The organism is Psychrobacillus sp. FSL K6-2843, from assembly GCF_038626375.1.
Taxonomy (GTDB): domain Bacteria; phylum Bacillota; class Bacilli; order Bacillales_A; family Planococcaceae; genus Psychrobacillus; species Psychrobacillus faecigallinarum.
In genome coordinates, this window is record NZ_CP152021.1 from 3429129 (window position 1) to 3450572 (window position 21444).

The 21444-nt window shown below is 37.7% G+C and carries 18 protein-coding genes and 1 pseudogene; 8 read left to right on the forward strand and 11 right to left on the reverse strand.

Translation table 11 applies throughout. The annotated features are described in order from the left end of the window. Positions 1 to 42: 42 nt before the first annotated feature. The 3 genes from MKY94_RS17390 to MKY94_RS17400 form a co-directional block, all read right to left on the reverse strand. Positions 43 to 2229 (reverse strand): PQQ-binding-like beta-propeller repeat protein, encoded by a 2187-nt coding sequence (locus tag MKY94_RS17390; protein WP_342577500.1) that lies wholly within the window; start codon positions 2227 to 2229, stop codon positions 43 to 45. Between the two features lie 630 nt (positions 2230 to 2859). Next, a complete protein-coding gene (locus MKY94_RS17395; protein ID WP_191697829.1) occupies positions 2860 to 4140 on the reverse strand; it encodes an aminotransferase class I/II-fold pyridoxal phosphate-dependent enzyme in 1281 nt (426 codons plus the stop codon). A gap of 106 nt (positions 4141 to 4246) precedes the next feature. After that, positions 4247 to 5005 (reverse strand): exodeoxyribonuclease III, encoded by a 759-nt coding sequence (locus MKY94_RS17400; protein ID WP_154309930.1) that lies wholly within the window; start codon positions 5003 to 5005, stop codon positions 4247 to 4249. A gap of 404 nt (positions 5006 to 5409) precedes the next feature. Here MKY94_RS17400 and MKY94_RS17405 point away from each other — a divergent pair, with 404 nt between their 5' ends. Then, entirely contained in the window at positions 5410 to 6198 is a 789-nt protein-coding gene (locus MKY94_RS17405) for an SDR family oxidoreductase (RefSeq protein ID WP_154309929.1), read from the forward strand. A gap of 292 nt (positions 6199 to 6490) precedes the next feature. Here the strand turns inward: MKY94_RS17405 and MKY94_RS17410 are convergent, their stop codons facing one another. Further along, on the reverse strand, positions 6491 to 7141 hold the full coding sequence (locus MKY94_RS17410) for an HAD family hydrolase (RefSeq protein ID WP_342577501.1): 651 nt from the start codon (positions 7139 to 7141) through the stop codon (positions 6491 to 6493). Positions 7142 to 7532: 391 nt separating this feature from the next. Between MKY94_RS17410 and MKY94_RS17415 the strand changes: the two are divergent. Further along, a pseudogene (locus tag MKY94_RS17415) lies at positions 7533 to 8096 on the forward strand (GNAT family protein). Positions 8097 to 8433: 337 nt separating this feature from the next. Here MKY94_RS17415 and MKY94_RS17420 read toward each other — a convergent pair. The 3 genes from MKY94_RS17420 to MKY94_RS17430 form a co-directional block, all read right to left on the reverse strand. Continuing rightward, positions 8434 to 9381: an alpha-L-glutamate ligase gene (locus MKY94_RS17420; protein ID WP_154309927.1), complete on the reverse strand. Its 948-nt coding sequence runs from the start codon at positions 9379 to 9381 to the stop codon at positions 8434 to 8436. 342 nt (positions 9382 to 9723) lie between these two features. Beyond that, positions 9724 to 11319 carry a catalase gene (locus tag MKY94_RS17425; RefSeq protein WP_340863775.1) on the reverse strand — a complete coding sequence of 532 codons (1596 nt, stop codon included), beginning with the start codon at positions 11317 to 11319 and terminating at the stop codon, positions 9724 to 9726. An 88-nt stretch (positions 11320 to 11407) separates the two neighbouring features. Then, positions 11408 to 11974, reverse strand: a complete 567-nt coding sequence (locus tag MKY94_RS17430; protein ID WP_144540814.1) for a hypothetical protein — start codon at positions 11972 to 11974, stop codon at positions 11408 to 11410. A 316-nt stretch (positions 11975 to 12290) separates the two neighbouring features. Between MKY94_RS17430 and MKY94_RS17435 the strand changes: the two genes are divergently transcribed. The 4 genes from MKY94_RS17435 to MKY94_RS17450 all read left to right on the forward strand — a co-directional run bounded on the left by MKY94_RS17435 (position 12291) and on the right by MKY94_RS17450 (position 15411). Then, on the forward strand, positions 12291 to 12548 hold the full coding sequence (locus MKY94_RS17435) for a hypothetical protein (RefSeq protein WP_144540811.1): 258 nt from the start codon (positions 12291 to 12293) through the stop codon (positions 12546 to 12548). A 27-nt stretch (positions 12549 to 12575) separates the two neighbouring features. After that, on the forward strand, positions 12576 to 13319 hold the full coding sequence (locus tag MKY94_RS17440) for a gluconate 2-dehydrogenase subunit 3 family protein (protein ID WP_191697840.1): 744 nt from the start codon (positions 12576 to 12578) through the stop codon (positions 13317 to 13319). Between the two features lie 30 nt (positions 13320 to 13349). Next, on the forward strand, positions 13350 to 15092 hold the full coding sequence (locus MKY94_RS17445; protein WP_144540806.1) for a GMC family oxidoreductase: 1743 nt from the start codon (positions 13350 to 13352) through the stop codon (positions 15090 to 15092). Positions 15093 to 15210: 118 nt separating this feature from the next. Continuing rightward, entirely contained in the window at positions 15211 to 15411 is a 201-nt protein-coding gene (locus tag MKY94_RS17450) for a twin-arginine translocase TatA/TatE family subunit (protein WP_144540803.1), read from the forward strand. 120 nt (positions 15412 to 15531) lie between these two features. Here MKY94_RS17450 and MKY94_RS17455 read toward each other — a convergent pair whose 3' ends face one another. Beyond that, entirely contained in the window at positions 15532 to 16143 is a 612-nt protein-coding gene (locus MKY94_RS17455; protein WP_186318253.1) for a TetR/AcrR family transcriptional regulator, read from the reverse strand. Positions 16144 to 16403: 260 nt separating this feature from the next. Between MKY94_RS17455 and MKY94_RS17460 the strand changes: the two genes are divergently transcribed. Next, the gene (locus MKY94_RS17460; RefSeq protein WP_340863779.1) at positions 16404 to 17168 is read left to right on the forward strand and encodes a DUF817 domain-containing protein; all 765 of its coding nucleotides are present in this window, start codon (positions 16404 to 16406) and stop codon (positions 17166 to 17168) included. 112 nt (positions 17169 to 17280) lie between these two features. Here MKY94_RS17460 and MKY94_RS17465 read toward each other — a convergent pair whose 3' ends face one another. Then, positions 17281 to 18672, reverse strand: a complete 1392-nt coding sequence (locus tag MKY94_RS17465; protein ID WP_342577502.1) for a protoporphyrinogen oxidase — start codon at positions 18670 to 18672, stop codon at positions 17281 to 17283. A gap of 368 nt (positions 18673 to 19040) precedes the next feature. Here MKY94_RS17465 and MKY94_RS17470 point away from each other — a divergent pair, with 368 nt between their 5' ends. Next, positions 19041 to 19682, forward strand: coding sequence for a glycosyltransferase (locus MKY94_RS17470; protein ID WP_342577503.1), 642 nt, complete (start codon positions 19041 to 19043; stop codon positions 19680 to 19682). A gap of 260 nt (positions 19683 to 19942) precedes the next feature. Here the strand turns inward: MKY94_RS17470 and kynB are convergent, their stop codons facing one another. Both kynB and kynA read right to left on the reverse strand, forming a co-directional pair. Next, entirely contained in the window at positions 19943 to 20569 is a 627-nt protein-coding gene (gene kynB / locus MKY94_RS17475; protein ID WP_342577504.1) for an arylformamidase, read from the reverse strand. An 11-nt stretch (positions 20570 to 20580) separates the two neighbouring features. Next, on the reverse strand, positions 20581 to 21435 hold the full coding sequence (gene kynA / locus MKY94_RS17480) for a tryptophan 2,3-dioxygenase (protein ID WP_260866665.1): 855 nt from the start codon (positions 21433 to 21435) through the stop codon (positions 20581 to 20583). Between the last annotated feature and the right edge of the window lie 9 nt (positions 21436 to 21444).

Sequence of the window (21444 nt, forward strand, 5' to 3'; positions counted from 1 at the left end):
GAAAACCAGCCCAAAACAGGACTGGCTAAGTGGCCTATCTTATTATTTACCTAAAGGGGATATGACCGTCAAGACATAATCGGCAACGGCGTCAATTTCCTCCTGCGTTAATGTATCTTTAAAGGATGGCATAGAAGTTCCTCCATTAGTGATTCGCTCTATTACGTTTTCTCTATTTTCCGCGAATTTACTATCCTGTAGATTCGGCCCATTATGTCCATTCGCACCTTGATCTCCGTGACAAGCTATACAGCTATTTGTGTATACTCCAAGGCCAAAATCAGAGCTAACCGTCTCGCCTTCCGTTTCTTCAGTAACGTCTACCTTTTCTTTTACAGAGCCATCGATCACTTGCCCTTCTGGTAAAGTGCCCCCAAGCTTAAAGGTATAGATTTTATCTCCATGCTTCGAGCCCGCTAAAGCATTACCTGCTGCATAAATTGAAATGTATTGTTCACCATTTATTTCATAGGTGATCGAAGGAGCATTGGCTCCTGCATCCATAATGTACTCCCATAATTGGTCGCCTGTTTTTGCGTCAAAAGCAATGAGTCTTCCATCGTTATGACCTACAAATACAAGGTTCCCTTTAGTAGTTAAAACCCCACTATATGCTTGTGCATCCCAGTTTTGCTGCCACACAATTTTATTTGTTTTCACATCTAACGCGGTGACTGTTCCTCTAACCGGCGCATTAGAAACTGGCTGCATTATACTTCCGATATACATTGAGCCTTCTTCAAAAGCTTCTTCTTCTTGTCTTGCAAATGAAAAATAATTATCATTCCCTAACACATAGAACAATTCAGTATCAGGATTATATGCTGAAGGTGGCCAGTTTGCTCCGCCTGCTGGACCTGGCTTAAGCGTAATTGGCTCCTCCCAGAAAGGAGTAAAAATATCTCCTATTTGACCTTCAAATTCATCTCCTAGATCCTTATCCACGTCCTCCTGGAAAACTCCTTGAGGCACAAAAGCATCACCTACTGGGAAAGGTTGTGTTGGAGAGGTTTTTTGTTCTGCCAGTTGCGGAACTGGCTTCTCTTCAATTCCAATAAGAGGTGTCCCATCTGTACGATCTAAAAAATACACCCAGCCAGTTTTTCCTGCCTGCCCTAGTCCCTTTCTCATAACCCCGTCCTTCTCTACGTCAAACAAAACAACAGGGTTTGCTGGATCCATATCCCATATATCATGATGTACCTCCTGGAAGTGCCAAACGTAATCTCCATTTTCAGCATTTATCGCAACAACTGAGTTAGCGTATAAATTGTCTCCCTCTCGATTACTACCGTCTAAGTCCGGAGCCGTATTGCCAGTAGCAAAGTAAATATATCCAAGCTCTGGATCAACAGCTGGAGTGTTCCATACAGGGCCTCCACCAGTCAACCATGAGTCATTGTCCGGCCATGTATCGCCATTTATATCTCCTGGTCCCGGTATCGTATAGAATCGCCATACCTCGTATCCTAAATCAGCATCATATGCCATTACACGACCACGAATTCCGTATTCTCCACCTGCTACACCGGTATAGACCTTACCATTATAGTAAAGAGGTGCACTAGTAACGGTATAGCCTTCCTCCCATTCTGCCACTTTTGTTTCCCACTGCAATTCCCCGGTTTTTTGATCAAGTGCGATTAGACGAGCATCTAGTAAACCAGCATATACTTTACCATCTCCTACGGCTAAACCTCTTGTTGTCCAACCACAGCAAACGGTATCCATCTCTTGACTAATATCAGGTTCGTAGGCCCAAATTTGTTCTCCCGTTTTTGCATCTAAAGCAAAAATGTCATTTGCTCCAGTCGCCACGTACATAATTCCATCAACGACTAATGGAGTTGCCTCCCCCGAATACTTTGGCTCTGCCCCAGACCCTAAGCTCGTTACCCATGTCGGCTTCAAATCTCCAATATTTTCAGATGTAATCTGATCGAGAATAGAATACCTCCTATTATAGTAATCTCCCCCATGAGTCACCCATTCCTTAGAAGAATATTCTACTTTTGTATTGGGATTAGATGGACTTGGTGTCACCTTTCCTTCTATCTTCGGCTCTTCTGTTTTGGTCTCCTGTACGACTTCCACTTTTTGTGGCACGACAGGCTGCACTGCTTCCTTGTCCTTGTCTGCAATAAGATAAAGCCCAAATATCACGACCATGGCAATACAGCTACCTACAAATATTTGAGATATGACTGATGATTCTCTTCTTCTACGCATTTCCTTTCCCCCCTTTATTATTCCGAACTCCTAAAGAAAATAGATTCAATACTCTACAAAATATGCGCAGAAATTATTTTTAATTCTCTGAAAAGGAAATACAGTCACATATTTAACAAATAAATGTGAGGTAACGTTAATAGAATTTCCTCTTCTATCGGGCCATGACTATTCAAATCTCTCTAAAGTTAAGAAAGTGCCAGCCTAGTAAACTATCTCCTCTCAACCCTATTTTCCTATGTATATTTTCACCTAGCTAAAGGCGGACAAAGGTATGTAATTGCATGAAAGCATATGCTTTCTTTTCGTAAAAAGAGCTTGCATGAAACCCAAGATTGACTACTCTTTTATTTTACGTTGATAATCACTCGCAGCCATTTCTTCCTCTTAAAGCTTTTGTTTACATATATAGAGTTTCACTTAATGTAGATGGAAATCCTAATTGTTCGGAGCGACCTCCTAGTGGACAAGCGCGCGGGGGCTCGATCCATGCCCCCTGAAAAGCGTCCAACGTAGCAGAAATCAACGGCAGAGAAGTAGATAAAAAAGCCCCGAAAATTTTACGAATCGTAAAATTTCCGAGGCTTTTGATTTTGTTAGGTGTGTTTTGTTCCAGCATTACTTAAATGATTATTTAGTTAAATCTTGGCAGCCCTTATAAATGAGGTTGAAGAGCTCTTCAATATCCTCTTCTTCTACACATGAGAAGGCTACACGGATATCCGTTTTATTGCTAGCAATAACACCGACTCCATACTGATCTAATAGGTGTAATCGAAGCGTTTCTGCATCTAGATTGTGAAGTTTTAGGCACATAAAGTAGCCAGAGTTAAATGGATAGTATGTCCAGTAAGCATCAAATTTTTCATTTGCGAGTACTTCTTTTGTTTTAATGGCTCTACCTTGCATAATGTTAAATTTTTCTTGCTTTTCCTTTGGGAATTCATCTGACTGAAGAGACTCAAGGATCATCGTTTGTGAAATGTGAGAACCACTAGAGATTGTACCTCGGATAATTCCCTTAGTTTTTTGCTCCAATGCATCTAAAACATCTGGCCCTGCTGCGTAGGTGATAAACCCAACGCGAAGACCCCAGACATAATTTTCTTTTGTTGCCCCATCTATTTTGATAGGTAAGATATTAGAATGAGCACCTGCAAGCAGAGCAAAAAGAGATTCCTTAATAGAATCCTCATAGAATAAACCAAAGTAAGCATCATCTAATAGTACTATTAAATTCAAGCCTCCATCTGCCGCTTCCTTCAAGGCTTCCACTATTGCTTCTCCTTCTTGAATAGATGGAGTAAAGCCAGTAGGATTGTTCGGGAAGTTTAACACGACAATTGCTTTTCCTGTTTGCTTCAATAGTGTTGTACGGAAACCTTCTACATCAAAGCCCCCATCTCCGTTAAATAGAGGGAATGTTTCTACTCTGCCACCTCGTCTAACTTGAAAGACTGTATTGTAGTTACCCCAATAATGATCAGGAGTAATTAACACATCTCCCGGATTCACAAATAGATCAGCAACAATACTTAACCCATGGGTTAATGCATTTGTAACAATTGGCAATCCAAAGTTTTTTCCTTGAAGAGAGGGGTTATCGATAAGTAATTTTTCCTTCCAAGCAGAACGAAGTGCTTCCTTTCCTTGCGGCGGAGCGTATGGATAAATGTCACTTGGATTATAATCTACTTTATTTTGGATGTGGCGAAAATGCATCGGCTCTCCATTTTCAATAGCTATTCCAATTGTAGCGTTAAAGCGGTGCGCTTTTTTCCCAGCCTCCGCACTTTGACTCAATATTCCTTTGGGATAGTATAAATCCTTGCCTAAATCGGATAACATATTAAAAATTGCTGGATTTTCTTTTTGCATCTTTTCATTTAATTGGACAGCTAAAGTATTCATCTATTGGTACCTCCAGAATTTCTATTTTAAAAACATTGTACTCTATTTTATTCAGGGATTGTATCCTTTCTCATAATATATTGAGTATTCCACGAGGTTGTCACGACTATTTATCTTCAATTTCTAGCAAAATAGGGCAATGATCGCTGCCTAAAATATGCGAATCAATCGAAGCGCTCTTTAGTCTAGGAACTAACTTTTGAGAAGCAATAAAATAATCGATGCGCCAACCAATATTACGCTCCCTTACCTTACTCATATAGGACCACCACGTATAGGCACCCTCTTTGTCAGGATGGAAGTACCGGAATGTATCTACAAACCCTTCCTCCAAAAGGGAGGTCATTTTCCCTCTTTCCTCTATAGTAAATCCTGAATTTCCTCTATTAGATTTAGCATTTTTTAAATCTAGTTCGGCGTGAGCAACATTCAAGTCTCCACACATGAGGACGGGCTTTACTGTATCCAGCTGCTTTAAGTATGTTCGCATTTCGTCTTCCCATTCTAATCTATAAGGGAGTCTTGTTAAATCACGTTTGGCATTTGGGGTATAAACATTTACCAAGTAAAAATCCTCGAACTCCATCGTAATGATACGTCCCTCATCCTCCGTTTCAAATTCACCTACACCATATTTAACGGAAAGAGGCTTTATCTTAGTGAAGATAGCGGTTCCCGAGTACCCTTTTTTCAATGCATAATTCCAGTATTGCTCATAGCCTTCTAGCTCTAAGAGGATCTGACCTTCTTGAAGCTTCGTCTCTTGCAGACACACGACATCAGCATTTACTTCCTGGAAGTAATCTAAAAATCCTTTGTTTACACAGGCTCTTAACCCATTTACGTTCCACGATACTAACTTCATTTTAGTACCTCCCAATAAGAAAAGCGCATGGCGCCCTTGCAGTGTTAATTTTTCTATATATGTACTTACTCAAAAGCATACAGAGCAAAATATGCTTGATTTCACCGGAGTCTACGCCTAGTGCACCTATTGAAAAATATAGCACGAAAGCAAGACAACTTCTTTGTATTGAATAAAAACCCAATTTAAAAAGATCAGGTTAACTTTTCTATCATTGTATAACTCTCTTATTATAAAAGGAACCTAAAAGGTCTGTAAATTAACAAAGAGGCAAATGTATATAAGTCCTAATTGTGTGCCAATATACTTTGAGCAAATTTATTGATTTACAAAAATTTAGGGTATATATTTATCTTGCATTCGAGATATACGAATCGAAGATAAAAGAAACGGAGAGATTAATCATGAGTAAAAGCTTTGAAGATAAAGTAATAATTATTACTGGAGCTGGTTCAGGTCTAGGCCAGGTAACGGCAGTAACTGTAGCGAAAGATGGCGCTAAGCTGGTATTAGTCGATTTAAATAGCAATGGTTTAGAGGAAACAAAAAAGCTAATTCTTGAAGTGGCGCCAGAGGCAGAATTGCTTCTAGTTACGGCAAATGTTGCAGATGAGGCAGCTGTGAAAAACTATGTGGATGAAACAGTAAACAAATTTGGGCGTATAGATGGGTTCTTCAACAACGCTGGGATTGAAGGTAAACAAAACCTTACAGAGGATTTCGGTATTGATGAATTCCACAAGGTAGTAAACGTTAATCTAAACGGAGTATTTTATGGCTTAAAATATGTGCTAGCTGAGATGAAAAAAAATGGAGCTGGTTCTGTAGTAAATACTGCTTCTGTGGGTGGTATTCGTGGAGTCGGCAATCAATCCGGTTACTCTGCTAGTAAACATGGTGTAGTCGGTCTTACTAGAAACTCAGGAATTGAATATGGTCAGTTCGGTATTAATATTAATGCGATTGCACCAGGTGCTATTATGACGCCTATGGTTGAAGCTTCTTTAAAACAAATCGGTGGTGAAGAAGGCTGGGAAGAAGCAGGTAAGGAATTTGTTTCAGCCAATCCTATGAAACGTTTCGGTAAACCTCAAGAGGTAGCAAACGTTGTGGCATTCCTGTTGTCGGATGAGTCTAAGTTTGTAAATGCTTCTGTAATTACAATTGATGGCGGACAATCATATAAATATTAATGGTTAGGCCGATTAGAATTTAACAATCAGCCTGCTCTGGTCTAGCTTCAACGCCTATATTTGCCTATCGATGTGCAGACATAGACGTTGAGGCTTTTCTTATTTAAACAGTAAAACTCTTAGTATTATTTCTTTGCCGCATTCATCAATAGATAAATAATACCCGCTAAAATGGCTATACCAAAGATAACTACTAAAAGACTAATCAACAACGCAACAAAACTCATTATTCTACACCCCTAACTATTTTTATAATTTGTTTCCTTGCCAATCTTCTTTCCTCTAATATTGTTTAGACAAGTAGTTTCTCTAATTCTCTTATACTCTCCACAATAAAAGTGGCATTCTCATTCTCTAACTCTTCTGCCGAACCATATCCATATGTTACTCCAATAGAATCGATGCCAGTTAAATTAGCACCGATAATATCATGCTTTCTATCTCCAATCATGACAAAGCTGTCAGTTGTATAATCTTCGAACTGGTCTAAAATATATTGAATGATCTCTGCCTTAGCTGACCTAGTTCCGTCTAATTCACTACCTACCACCAAATCAAAATATTCATCGATTTGAAAGTACTTTAAAATCTCAATTGCAAAAACGGTAGGCTTAGAGGTGGCAATTACAAGCTTTTTTCTTTCTGTCTTCAATCTTTCCAGTAACAATTCAATTCCCTCATAAAGTTCATTTTCGTACATACCAGTTTTTTTAAATCTCTCTCGATAAAACTCTATGGCTTGTTGGCATTGCTTTTCATCAAATCCGTAATACTCAGCAAAAGAAACCTGTAGGGGTGGGCCTATGAAGCATTCTAGCTTTTGAAGATCCAGCTCCACAATTCCCATCTTTTCTAGTCCATATTGGACAGATGCTGTTATACCTTTTTTAGGATCAGAAATTGTTCCGTCTAAATCGAATAAGATAATCTCAAGTTTTTTCATACTCCCACTCTTCTCTATTAAATTTTCTGTTACTACTATTATATCTTAGTTAATTTCCTAAATAGCACTTTACCAGTAAAACACGAACTTTTGTCAATGAGTGATTGGAGCGACAGGCGGCAACACCAGTGGGATGTTTGAGAAAGATAAGACATCACAAACGTGGGCGTAGAGGGCAGTAATGGATTATCGCTCACCCCCACGGAAGGCGTCCGCCTAATGCGGAAATCAATTATATTTTACTCTTTATTCTCTTCTCGATTGTTCGTGTTTCTTAATAATAATAATAATAATAATAGGAATTATGAAATTAACTCATCTAAATATTGCTTTCCTTTTTTAAAATAAAATTTATAATGGAAAGAACTAACAAAAAAGAGGGTGGATTATAGTGGAAGTTCAATCAATCTATGGGGATCTACCTCGATTAGAAACGCAGAGGCTAGTTCTAAGAAAAATAACGCTAGAGGATGCAAAGGATATGTATACATATGCCTCCAATCCCGAAGTCTCCAAATATGTGACTTGGGATACGCACCATACGATTGAAGATACAAAGGAATTCATACGTTTTGTTCTGAGGCAGTATGAAAACAAAGGTATCTCCCCATGGGGCATTGAATATAAGGAAAACGGTAAGCTAATCGGAACAATCGACTATGTAGGGTGGCAGGCAAAACATAATAGCGCCGAAATTGGCTATGTCCTTTCTCAGGAATACTGGGGACAAGGGATAACAACAGAGGCTGCAAGGGAGTTAATCCATTTTGGATTTACCCATATGGATTTAATAAGAATACAGGCTAGATGCTTTATAAAAAACATTGGCTCCTCCCGCGTTATGGAAAAAGCCGGCATGTCCTATGAGGGAGTTATGTGAAAAGGGATGAAGGTAAGAGGTAACCATGAGGATTTGAAGATTTACTCTATTTTAAAGGAAGATTTCCCTCTCTAAAAACCAAATGAGCTTGGGACAAAACCCACCTTAAAAATTTAAGCATCGGTGTTCTCCGCTACAGCGGACGCTTTCCTGGGGGCACGGGTCGAGCCTGTAGTCTCTCACACGCGCTTGTCCCCTAAGAGTCGCGGCCTTCGCTCCGAACAATTTCTTCGACACCAAGTGAAAACTGTATATATTTTAAGTAAAAAGAGGACATCTGTAGTGAAATTAATAATTACCAAAACGAATTTCACTCAGAAAGAAGTATCCTTCTCGTTGGGTATTATTACCAGATTCAACTCACAGCATTTTTACGTTGCTTGAATTTACTCATGTCCCAGCCTTTTCTTCATTAGTTAAATGCCTTCAAGCTCTCAAGTGTAGCTCCTAGAAATTTAGCCAGCTCTAGCATTCCATATTTGCCTGCTTTTTCTTCTGCATCCGCATTATAATTTGTATTTGTATTGACGTCATACGTGTAAACTTCTCCGTTACTATCTCGAATAAATTCGATGCCTGCAACGTCAATATTGTTTGCTTGTAGAAAGGCTTCATAACGAGCAATCCAACCTTCATCTAGATCTTCTTTAATCTCAAATTTTGGTTTAACTTCTGGCTCTTCCCCAACTGGACAGAACGCATCACCAATTTGACAGGAGTCTGCCGGGCAGAGCTCGAAGCCCTCCGAGGTATCTACTCTAACTGCATATAAGTATTTTCCCCCTACAAACTCTGCTCTAGTAATATATGATTCTGGCGATTGGATATACTCCTGAACTAGTGTGATGCCATCCACTGGATCTTCAAAAAGTGACCCATATACATATTCCTTTAATGCATCGATTGTTTGGAACAATTGCACCCCTAATCCTTTACCAGCTCTATTATGTTTAGTGATAAAAGGGACTTTCCCTAATTTTTCTGCTGCTGAAACGATATGCTCCTTGCCAACAGCAGCAATTGTCTTCGGAGTTCGAATACCACTTGCCTCTAGCGCAGTGTACTGATTGATTTTGCTCAACTCTAGATTTAATGCTTTAGTTCCATTGAATACTGTTCTTCCATGGTGCTCCAACCACGTAAGTACGCCACCTGCCAATTCTGGTGCATACCTATGTCCTCTAGTGTGAGAAGATGCACTCATACGATTATAGAAAACGCCATTTGGTGGCTCTATTGTCAAGTCCACAATTCCTTTGTCCAAGTGCCAGGTCTCATAAGGCAACTCCAGCTCTTCTAATCGTTTGGTTAAATGAATTGTCCACTCATCATTTTCATGGATAATATAAATTTTTGACATATTAGCAGCTCCTTATCGTTTATTTATTACTTTCCTTATTTGTCGGGCCTTAAAACTTTACCTAGTAAACCACTTGCTTTTATATTACTTTACTACACTAAAACAAATTTAACAATATTCGGACTATTAAAATCATTGATCAATGAAAACCTAAGTATAAATCACAAGTCCCGTTCACTATTTTAAATTGATAGTCGGACTTAGCTCAGCCTATGGTAGTCTAGCTACTGAACCTTAAAATTGACGTTTTCCTACTATAATAAATAGGAAAAGGCTGTAGACATTTTCAAATTTCTTTGAATCTCTACAGCCTGTGCACTATTTTAGTGTGTCTTTCTCTAATTAATACGGATCTGATTCATGGCTATTTTCTACTGCTTGCTGTGGGGCTTTTTCACCGTCTACATCTCCAAGTGGATGCTGACTAGAGCCACCTTTTGGTGCATTTTTTAAACCTTCTCTTAGAAGTCTTCCATATTCTTCATCCGCTTCTTCTGCCAAGAAAATCATCTTGTCTTGGATTCTTTGATCACATTTAGATAAATCATTTATTAGATTAGACAACAATTCTGTCTTCTCCCATTGTTCAAAATTACGGTAAGTTTCTCCTGCTTGTTTCGTATTATTTTGACGATCTATCGACTCTCTAACTAAGTTCCCCTTAATCATCGGAGTATATTCTTTGCCAGTTTGTTCAGCCTCATGCAAGCCATCTAAAATTGAAGGCTCATAATTTATGTGAGGATTTTGGAAGGGCCCTCTATCTAAACGGTATGCCATTTGTCCGCCAGTTTGATTGGTTGCAACACGTTTCTTTGGAGAATTGATTGGCAACTGTAAGTAGTTAGCTCCAACACGATGTCGCTGTGTATCTGAATACGAAAATGTTCGTCCCTGAAGCATTTTATCATCTGAGAAATCCAAGCCATCTACTAGTACACCTGTACCAAACGCCACCTGCTCCACCTCAGTGAAATAGTCCTGTGGATTTCGATTTAAAACCATTTTACCAACCGGCATCCATGGGAATTGATCGTTAGGCCATAGCTTGGTGTCGTCTAGTGGATCAAAATCTAGTTCTGGATGATCACCATCACTCATGATTTGAACGTTTAACTCCCACTCAGGGAAATCTCCCTTTTCAATAGCATCGTATAGATCTTGCGTAGCATGGTTAAAGTTTTTTGCTTGAATTTCTTCAGCTTCTGCTTGAGTTAAATTGCGTATTCCTTGTTTTGGCTCCCAATGATACTTTATCAGGACTGCCTCTCCCTCTTTATTAACCCATTTGTATGTGTTTACCCCAGAACCCTGCATCATACGGTAGTTTGCGGGAATACCCCAAGGCGAATAAATGAATGTGACCATGTGGAATGACTCAGGTGAGCTTGCACAAAAATCAAAAAATCTTTCTGCATCCTGAATATTAGTAACAGGGTCTGGTTTAAAAGCATGAATCATGTCTGGAAATTTCATCGCATCACGGATAAAGAAGATTTTCAAATTGTTACCAACCAGGTCCCAGTTTCCGTCTTCTGTATAAAACTTTACTGCAAAACCTCGTGGATCTCTCAATGTTTCAGGGGAATGTCCTCCATGAATAACCGATGAAAAACGTACAAAAAGCGGAGTTTTTTTACCTTTTTCTTGAAATAGCTTCGCCCGAGTATATTTTGCAATGTCTTCATCCCCGACTGCACCATACGCTTCAAAATACCCGTGTGCTCCAGCTCCGCGAGCGTGAACGACACGTTCAGGAATTCGCTCTCTGTCAAAATGGCTAATTTTCTCGATAAAATCATAGTTCTCTAATGTTGCTGGGCCACGGTTTCCAACCGTTCTTATATTTTGGTTGTTTGTAATTGGATGCCCCTGTCTATTCGTCAGTGTATCCTCTGTCTCTCGGTTAGTTTCATTTTTAGAATGATCCTTTGCCATCTTTCATCCTCCTAAGCTTGAACTTTACTTCGTCTTCATTCTGTCCAAAAGTAAAAGTAAATATTCTAGCAAAGGAGAAAGGAAGTAGCTAATATGCAAGTTCCTTCCACTTAGATGCATCACCTAAATTGTTATTTAATAAATAATACTGAAATTGTCCTTCATAAATCAGTTGAAGCGCTGGGTGCTCTGCAATATGATGTGGTTGAACTAAATAAGTAGGGGTGTCTATGCTTAAAGTAGAAGATTCATTCATAATCGTAGCTACAAATTGAGAACAAAAATATGCATTCTCCCGATGAATTTTCAATCGAAGGGCAATTCCAAACAAACCAAGCAAATTATATTTATACCTATCTTGTTCCTCCCGAAATGCAAGTACTCTGTTTTGCATTTGCTCAAATTCACTTAAAGATATTTTGCATTGAAAAATAGAACAGTTGGCGTTTTTAAACACCCCGCCCCTCGCGTTTTCTTGAACAAAGCCACCATTAATTGGGTTATATCTCTGTTTTCTACCAAAGCTATACATCTCATTCAATTGCTCATCAAAGGCAATCGACGCGTGATTTCTGTTTCTTCCCGTATACATTCCAATCATTTTAGAAAACCATGTACTTGTGTCACTTAATATAATATAGACCGTCTTCTCCACTTTTCCACCCCATCAACAAGATGCTCTCTTTTTGTTCCTTCATCATCTCTTATTTAAGAGAACTTACTGAACAGTCTGCAGGAGGAAATCAACTAAGACCTAAGATGTATTTTTTGAATTTATTGGCAATACAATCGAAATTATAATTAATTATATTTAAAAATTAGACAAATAGAAAGAATCTGTTGTGTAGGTAGGCAAATATCAATTTATTAATGATTGTAGATTATATTTATTATTGATAAAATTCTTTCGTTACATAGTTCTTGTGAAATAGTATATTAAAGAAAATTTTGTCTTATATAGGAGGATAATAATGTCTAATTATAATAGAGAAGAACTAGTTTTATTAAATAACGTACTACTTGCTCTATTTTTAGTAGCAGATTTTGCACTTTTTCTTCATTTCTCTAATAGTTCTTTCCCATGGTTTGCATTACTAGGCGCAGGTATTGGTTTAGCTATTATTGTTCTTTGCTGGGCAGAAAAAGTACAAATCTATTTCATTGCCAGTTTGCTAGTTTTTACAGGCTTATTTTTATTAATCTACAATTGGCATTCAATATTCCATTAATCAAATTATAATAGGGGGTTTACAAATATGTCAGAACAAGAAAACAAAGAAACTTTTTTAGATAAACGTTCTTCGAGACGGAAGTTTATCAAAAACTCAGGGCTTACAGTCGGAGGCTTAGTACTAGGTGGAGCTATTGGTAGCTTAGTTGGCGGAAAAGAAAGTACTACTAAATCTGGAGTCGAAACAGCTCATAAGTCAGTTGATTATAGCGAGACACGCCAGTTTTTTGTTCGTCAAAAGGATTTCGACGCACTTGCAGCTGCTACTGAGCTTATCTATCCAGAAGATGAGCATGGCCCAGGAGCAATTGCTTTAGGAGCACCGTATTTTATCGATAAACAATTAGCTAGCCCATGGGGAAGTAATGCCGATGACTATAGAAAAGGTCCATTTAAGGCTGGAGAAATTCCTTTAGATAACAGTGAAATCTTTTTACAAGGAGTTCGCAAGCTAAACGAGGTTTCAGAGAAGCAGCATGAAGGAGCACTATTCAAAGATCTATCGGAAGAACAACAAATTGCTATCTTAACTGCATTCCAAATGGGTGAAGTAGAAATGCAATTTATCAACTCTGCAGTATTCTTTAATTCATTAAGATCTGCAACACTTCAAGGATGTTTCGCTGATCCACTATATGGAGGAAATAAGGATATGGCAGGCTGGAAGATGAAAGAATTCCCAGGAGCTCAAATGTCGTACACTGCCTATTTAGATAAAGAAGAATTCGTATCAATACCACCTGTAAGTCTAGGTGGACATAAACACTAAGCTATTAAAAAAATGGAGGTTACTAAGGTTATGGTTACAAAATTACCAAAGGTGGACGTTGTAACAACTGGTATGGGTTGGACAGGCGGAATAGTTGCTGCTGAGCTAACAAAAGCAGGCTATAAAGTGGTCGGTCTTGAACGTGGAGTTGAAAGATCTATTGAGGATTATCTGCACGGACATGATGAATTAAAGTACAACGTTCGTAAAGAGTTAATGCAAAAATTAAACAAGGATACTATTACTTTTCGAAACACTTTAAATGACGAAGCTCGTCCAGTTCGCGATGAGTCAGCATTAGTTGTTGGTACTGGAACTGGCGGCGGTGGTGCCCACTGGGGTGGACAAACTTATCGCTACTTCCCTTACGATTTTGAAATTCGCAGTAAAACCATTGAAAAATATGGAGAAGGTAAAATCGGAAAAGATGTAACTATTCAAGACTGGGGCATTACCTATGATGAAATAGAACCTTACTATTCCAAGTTTGAACAAATGGCTGGTATTTCTGGGGAGGTAGATCCTTTAGCTGGTCCCCGTTCAATTGACTATCCAACACCACCATTAAAGAAACTAAAACAAATGAAGATGTTTCATGAAGCTGCTGAAAAACTTGGTCATCACCCATTTGTCGTTCCTACAGCAAACGTATCCGAATCATATACAAATCCAGATGGGGAAACACTAAACGCTTGTCAGTACTGCTCTTTCTGTGGTAACTATGGCTGTGAATACGGAGCTAAGGCAGATCCGATCGTTACAGTTATACCTACTGCTAAGAAAACAGGTAACTTTGAATTGCGTACCCACTCTTTAGTAACTCGTGTACTTTATGAGAATGGCAAAGCAACTGGAGTATTGTATAAGGACATCAGAACTGGTGAAGTATTTGAACAGCCTGCTGACGTAGTAGCATTAACAAGCTATACATTTAATAACGTCCGCCTACTTCTTTTGTCTGGTATCGGGCAGCCTTATAATCCGAAAACAGGCACCGGGGTTATCGGGAAGAACTACACAGATCACCATACTATTACTGGAGCAATCGGTTACTTTGAAGAAGAGAAATTCAATAGCTTCATCGGTACTGGCTCTTTAGGTTCTGCATTTAACGATTTCAATGCAGATAATTTCGACCATAATGGAGTTGAGTTTATCCATGGTGGACAAATTGAAATGCACTTATTCGGTAATGAACCAATTGCTAACAATCCTGCTCCTTTTGGAACACCAACTTGGGGTAAAGAATTCAAGAAAAACTCTTTACATTACTTCCATAGAAATGTAACCGTTGTTTCTCAAAGAGCCATTTTACCGAATAAAAATCACTACCTTGATCTAGATCCAGTTTATAAAGACGATAATGGTGATCCATTAATTCGTGTTACATTCGACTATACTGCGGAGGACCATAAGCGTAACGAATTCCTAGTAGAGAAATGTGCGGATGTAGTAAAAGAAATGGGTGCTGACATTATAGATGTAATCCCTATGGCCGAACATTTTGGCGGAAGATTCACATTCCAGCATGACGCTGGTGGAGCAATCATGGGAGACAATCCAGAAACATCTGCAGTAAACAATTATCTTCAAATGTGGGACGCTGAAAACTTATTTGTGTGTGGAGCTTCTGCTTTCCCTCACTTTGGACCGACTAATCCCACCCCAACAGCTGCTGCCCTTACTTATAGAGCAACAGAAGGTATGGTACAATACCTTAAAAACGGTGGCGGACAATTAGTATCAGCGACAAAATCAAAAGAATTAGTGTAATCTCTTATATAGGTATAGATTAGTCAACGAATCGAAGCTAGAAGAGACCATTTTTCTGTAATGATGTGTTATAGTTAACATGCGTCAACATTTATATTACAGACAAGGAGGAAACAATATGCCAAATATAGGTATCCCGGGTCTAATACTCGTTTTAATTATAGCTTTAGTTATCTTCGGTCCTTCCAAACTGCCTCAACTAGGAAAAGCAGTTGGTCAAACTTTAAAAGAATTTAAAACTTCTACAAGAGACATCATCAATGATGAAGAAAAAGATGATAAAAAGCTTGAGGATTCTGAGAAAGAAAAGAAAATATAATATATAGTTTCCAAAGAGGTGGGTAGTGACATTAGTTACTAGCCCACTTTTTTGCTCATAAAAGATACTTTAGTGAGCAATAGATATAGAAGTCCTATATTTATATAGCAAAAAAGACAGCTATTTTCTAATAGCTGTCTTTTCTAGCTTAAAGGCACTCTCCGATGTTTTAAATATTTCTAAAAGTGTATCTGCTATTTCTTCAGGTGTTTCTATACACCCTCCCTCTAGCCACTCTAATATTACTCCATACGACCCATACATTTTATAAGTATTAAAATGCTTAATCCCGATGACTTCATTAGACTGGTCTAAATAAGTAATACCATAAAATATTTTCTTAAATTTATTTAAAAAACTCTCTTGAAAGCCTGGTATAGTGTCTGATATATATAAAAGACTGTACACCCTTCTATGATCATATAAATGTCTGAAAAAAGCATTCGAGGTAGGAATAATTTTACCATAATCAACTACCGAACTTCCTAAAAATGGACTGTGAAAGGCATATTCTAGATCCTTTAAAGTTTCTTTGACAAGCTCCTCGGCAAGATCTTCTTTATCCTTATAATATATATAAAAAGTACTTCTATTGTAGTCTGCTCTGTCTACAACATCTGTTATCGTAACATTTTTATATCCTTTTTCTTTCACTAAATCTATAAAATGAGACTTGAATATCTTCTTTGTTCTTCTCACTCTTCTATCTACATTAATATTATCAGTAGTCACACATATTCTCCTTTATCGAACTTTCCCCTATAATGGCTATTTTATATAGTTCCAATTCACGATGAATATTATACCTCATATTTCGTTCCTTAGGTAGGAGTTTTTTCTAAGTATTATACAAATAACATAGTCCTTATATACTATTATTCCCTTGGAAACTTACATTATTACTTTTCGTCTCCTTCTATAATGCATGTTTACTTTCATGCAAAATACATAACAACTTTAAAAAATTCTACATAGAGGAGGTAAGCGAGAACGTGAAAAACTTTATACATTTTGGCTATTTACAAGCAATTTCATGCATATTTCCTGTCATTATTTTTGGAGCTTTAGCTCTTTCTAAGATAGTCTCTATACCCTACCTGCCGCGCTATGATTTCATACTTATTATTTGTATAGCTGGCCAAATATTTATGTTAATTTCAAAGTTAGAGACATGGGATGAGTTTAAAGTCATTTGTCTATTTCATGTAATAGGTTTAGCATTGGAACTCTTTAAAACCTATATGGGATCTTGGTCATATCCAGAGAATGCATACAGCAAAATTGGGGGAGTACCGCTTTATAGCGGTTTTATGTATGCAAGTGTCGCAAGTTATATTTGTCAAGCTTGGCGAAGGTTTGACTTACATATCTATCATTGGCCACCTTCTATTTCAGCTACAATTATTGGCGCTCTTATTTATTTTAATTTTTTTACACATCATTACTTTTTCGATATACGCTGGTTTTTAAAGGCTCTTTTACTTATTGTTTTCTTCCGGACTGTCGTCAGCTTTCGAGTAAAGGAAAAGGTTTATAAAATGCCAATCGTCTTATCCTTTTTGTTAATTGGTTTTTTCATATGGATCGCTGAGAATATCACTACCTTTTTAGGTGCTTGGCAATACCCTAACCAAGAACAAGTGTGGTCCATCGTTCATATTGGGAAGATTAGCTCTTGGTTTCTACTCGTGATTATAAGCATTATTATTGTCGTTCAACTGAAAAAGGCAAAGAACGGCTCAGCACTTGTACGCTAACTACTATTCATACTGGAGTTCTAGAGTTTTCTAAAGTATGTACGAATAATAACTTAAAAAGGACATTTGTAGAAGGATTCCTCCTTCTAACAAACGTCCTTTTTTAAAGTGTTCAACTTAATTTTTCAATAATTTGTTTTGCTGTTTCTTTCCCATTCTTAATGCAAGGTCCAATACCAACTCCATAATATGAGCAACCAGCAAGTATGACTTGAGGAAATAATGTAGACATTTTTTTCTCAATAGATTTGATAGCCTCCGCATGCGCCATATGATAGTTTGGCATTAAATCATTCCATTTCGTTACTTCAACTACTTGAGGTTTCCCATCAAGCTTCAAGCTATGTTGAATATCTTGCATTGCCACTTCTACAAGCTCTTCCTCGCTCATATGCTTCATCTTTGAAAACTCTGGATTAGTGCTCTTATAAAACATACGGACTAATAGCTTGTTATTCTTTGAGGTGTGCTCCCATTTCCGACTAGTCCATGTGCAAGCGTTACATTTCACATTTGAGTTCTCCGAAACAATATAACCAGTCCCCTCTGCCGGCAGTTGCTCATCTGATATATCAAAACCAAGATATATGCTGATTAACGAAGAATTTTTAAACTTGCTGAAGTCCTCATTCAGATGTTCATTATTTAGCACTTCTTGTGCAACTTGATGAGGTGTGGTCAGCACTACATAATCTGCCTCTATTATTTGTCCGTCTGACAGATATACGCTGTACTCACTTTCCCCCTTTTTCTCAATTTTTTTTGTATGAACACCTTTTATAATTTTAGAATCCTTTAATTCATCTTCTATTTGATTAATAAGTGTAGATAAACCGTTTTTAAATGAAATAAATTTTTTGTTAGCAGATTTTTGGAATTGCTCCTTATTGGCCCCAAGCCCTTTAATGATGCTGCCATACTTATTTTTATAATCAATTAAATAGGGTAAAGTTGTTTCTAATGTTAGCTTGTCCAAGTCACCTGAATATACGCCTGATAATACTGGAGCTACTTGTTTTTCTACTAGTTCTTCTCCAAGGAAGTATTTTAAAAACGAACCAATTGAGTCTTCTTTTGTAAAACTTTCGTTAGTTAGCTCTAAGTCCTTCAGTGCCTCCTGCTTTCCTTCTCCAGAAACAAGCGAACTACTTTCTAGCGATTCCACACTTGTAGGGATTCCAAAAACTGAGTCTGCTGGTATTGCATGCAACTCATTATTAGTATAAATATAGGAAATTCCTGTTGCGTTATATACTAGCTCTTTTTGTAAACCAAGTTCCTCCACAAGGGGCAATATTGATTCGTGACGTGCTACTATGGAGTCTGCACCAACTTCCATGATAAAATCGTCCTCATAAACTGAATGAATTTTTCCTCCAAGATAAGCATTCGATTCCACTAAAGTCATTTCCATATCTAAAGCTTTTTCGTTTTTAAGCAGATGCAAATAATGCATCACAGAAAGTCCAGTAATTCCACCACCAACTACAACTATCTTTTTCAAAAAGCTCACTCCTCTGTTCTTCTTACGTACTATGTTATCTTAAGTATAAACAGAAAATACAGGATAGAGTATGATTTCTCTCACTCTTCTAGGTGATTTTCTCTGATAGTTTACAGGATTGTCAAATTTGGATAGAGAAAAAACAACTGAAGAATAAGGTCTATAATTTTTGCATTTATAGTTGAAGTTATTTCTGATCGAAGTGATTGACTATCAGGATTCCCTTGGTGGTTAATTCTTTTAAATATAGCAAAAGGAGTACTTAAGAATAAAGCTTAAGTACTCTTTTTGCAAAGAAGGATAAAATTAGAGAAAAAAACCAAAGTAATAAAGACATTTTTCTAATTCTTTCAAAAGGAGCAGATAGTATGAAAAAACATTCTTTGAGGTTAGCGTTATTGTTTATGTCTATTGCTTTGATTGTTTCACCATTAACTACAAAAGCTGAAACCGGATCCCAAGAACAGTGTTTTAGCCAAGAAGCATGTCAATTGAAGGGTGACTTAAGAAAGCTTTGGACAGAACATGTCATGTGGACTAGGCTTTATATTGTGAGCGCTTTGGAAGGTCTGGACGATCAAGAAAATGTACTAGCGAGGTTATTAAAAAATCAGGAGGACATTGGGAATGCTTTCAAGACTTATTATGGAGAAGCTGCAGGCAATAAATTGACTGCGCTGTTAAAGGACCATATCCTCATTGCCGGAAACGTAGTGGATGCGGCAAAAAGAGGTAACAAAGCGGATTTGGAAAAATACAATAAAGAGTGGTATAAAAATGCTGACGACATAGCCGAATTCCTTAGCAAAGCCAACCCAAATTGGCCAAAAGCAGAATTAAAGGAAATGTTGGAAATGCATTTAGCTTTAATAACAGAGGATGTTACGGCAAGACTGGCAAAAGATTGGGATGCATCTATTGTTGCTTTAGATAAGGGGTTAAATCATATCATCCAGCTAGCTGATACATTATCAAATGGAGTCGTAAAACAATTTCCTAATAAATTTTAAGACAGGATTGTTAAGAAAAATCTTTAAATAATTTAGTTAGAGTCAACCTTCTTACTTTCTTCTTGCTGCACTCTATGATTGTAGCGACTGACTACGACTTCAGTGGGCTTATCGCTCACCCTACGGAAAGCGCCCACCTAAAGCGGAAATCAGCCATCCATTGTTCATACATTTTACTGTCGTTACGAGAAAATAAAAGGATAGATAAAAGCGGAACAGCTTTATCCATCCTTTTTTTACTACATATAAACATTATCCACTTACATTTTTCTTAAAACAGCACGAACAGGACTTCCATCTGCTCCAACAATTTTTAATGGCAAAGCGATCAGTTCATAGTCTCCAGCAGATACATCCTGCAAATATAAGTTCTCTAGAATGTGTACCCCATTCCTATATAGCGTATGATGTATCGGTAAATCTTTACTATCAGCTGAATCTACTGAGGGAATATCTAAGCCTAACAGGAATATTCCTTTGTTCTGTAGAAACTCACCAATATCTTCTTTTAACAAGGTAAAATCCTCTGGAAATTTTTCAACTTGAACCTTTTCTTTTGTTTTTAAGATTAGCCGCCTAACTCCATCTAGGTCAAAATTCATTAACTCTTCTTGACCAACCCATGGTATTCCAGTTACATCTATTACTTTGGCTGGTCCAATGTAATGATTAACATCTAACTGTTCGATCGTAGCCGCACTACTATTAAAATGAAATGGTGCATCCGCATGAGTTCCAGTATGCACACTAGCTGTTATCTGACCTATATTAACAGAGCCTGTCTGCTCCTTTGTGTGAGCCACTTCAAAATAAAAAGGAGTATCTCCCGGCCATGTTGCAATTTGGTTCGTTAACGGTTGCGTAATGTCTATCCATCTTTTAGACATCTTTCTTCCTCCTATAAGTCAGTTCTTAGTTCCCAAAGCTCCGGAAAAAATCGATGATCGAGTACCTTGCGCAAATAATTGACGCCAGATGAACCACCAGTTCCAACCTTAAAGCCTATTATTCTCTCCACTGTTTTCATATGACGAAAACGCCATTGCTGTAACCAATCCTCAATATCAACAAGCTTTTCAGCCAATTGATAAAGATCCCAATACTGATTGACATTTTGGTACACAGTCTTCCATGCATCTGCCACTGACTTGTCTCCAGAATACGTTATAGAATAATCTCTATTCAGAAGAGCAGGATTTATGAAAAAACCGCCCTTCGACAAAGCTTCAATCGAGACATCATAAATGCTCGGTGCATGAAATGCCTTCTCTAGCTGTTCATGCAGCTTCGTGTCCTTTTCATAAATTTTCAATATATGTGCTGTTTTATAGCCAAGAGCAAACTCAATCTGCCTATATTGATATGACTGAAATCCAGAGGACTTACCTAAATGATCCCTAAACTCTAAATACTCAGCAGGGGTCAAAGTAGATAGTACATCCCATGCTTGGATAAGTTGTGATTGTATTTTCGTTACTCTCGCTAGCATTTTAAAGGCGGATTGTAGATTATTAGCTTGAATAGCCTGTATAGCACTAGTTAGCTCATGTAGGATTAACTTCATCCATAACTCGTTTACTTGATGAATGATAATAAATAGCATTTCATCGTGATGAGTAGATAAGGTTTTTTGGCTAGCCAGAATAGTATCTAACTGAAGATATTCACCGTAGGTCATATCCTGCTGAAAGTTAGTATGAATCCCCTTTTCATTTGAATTATTATCCTCTTGTTTAGCAAATTGTCCGGACAATTCCTCACT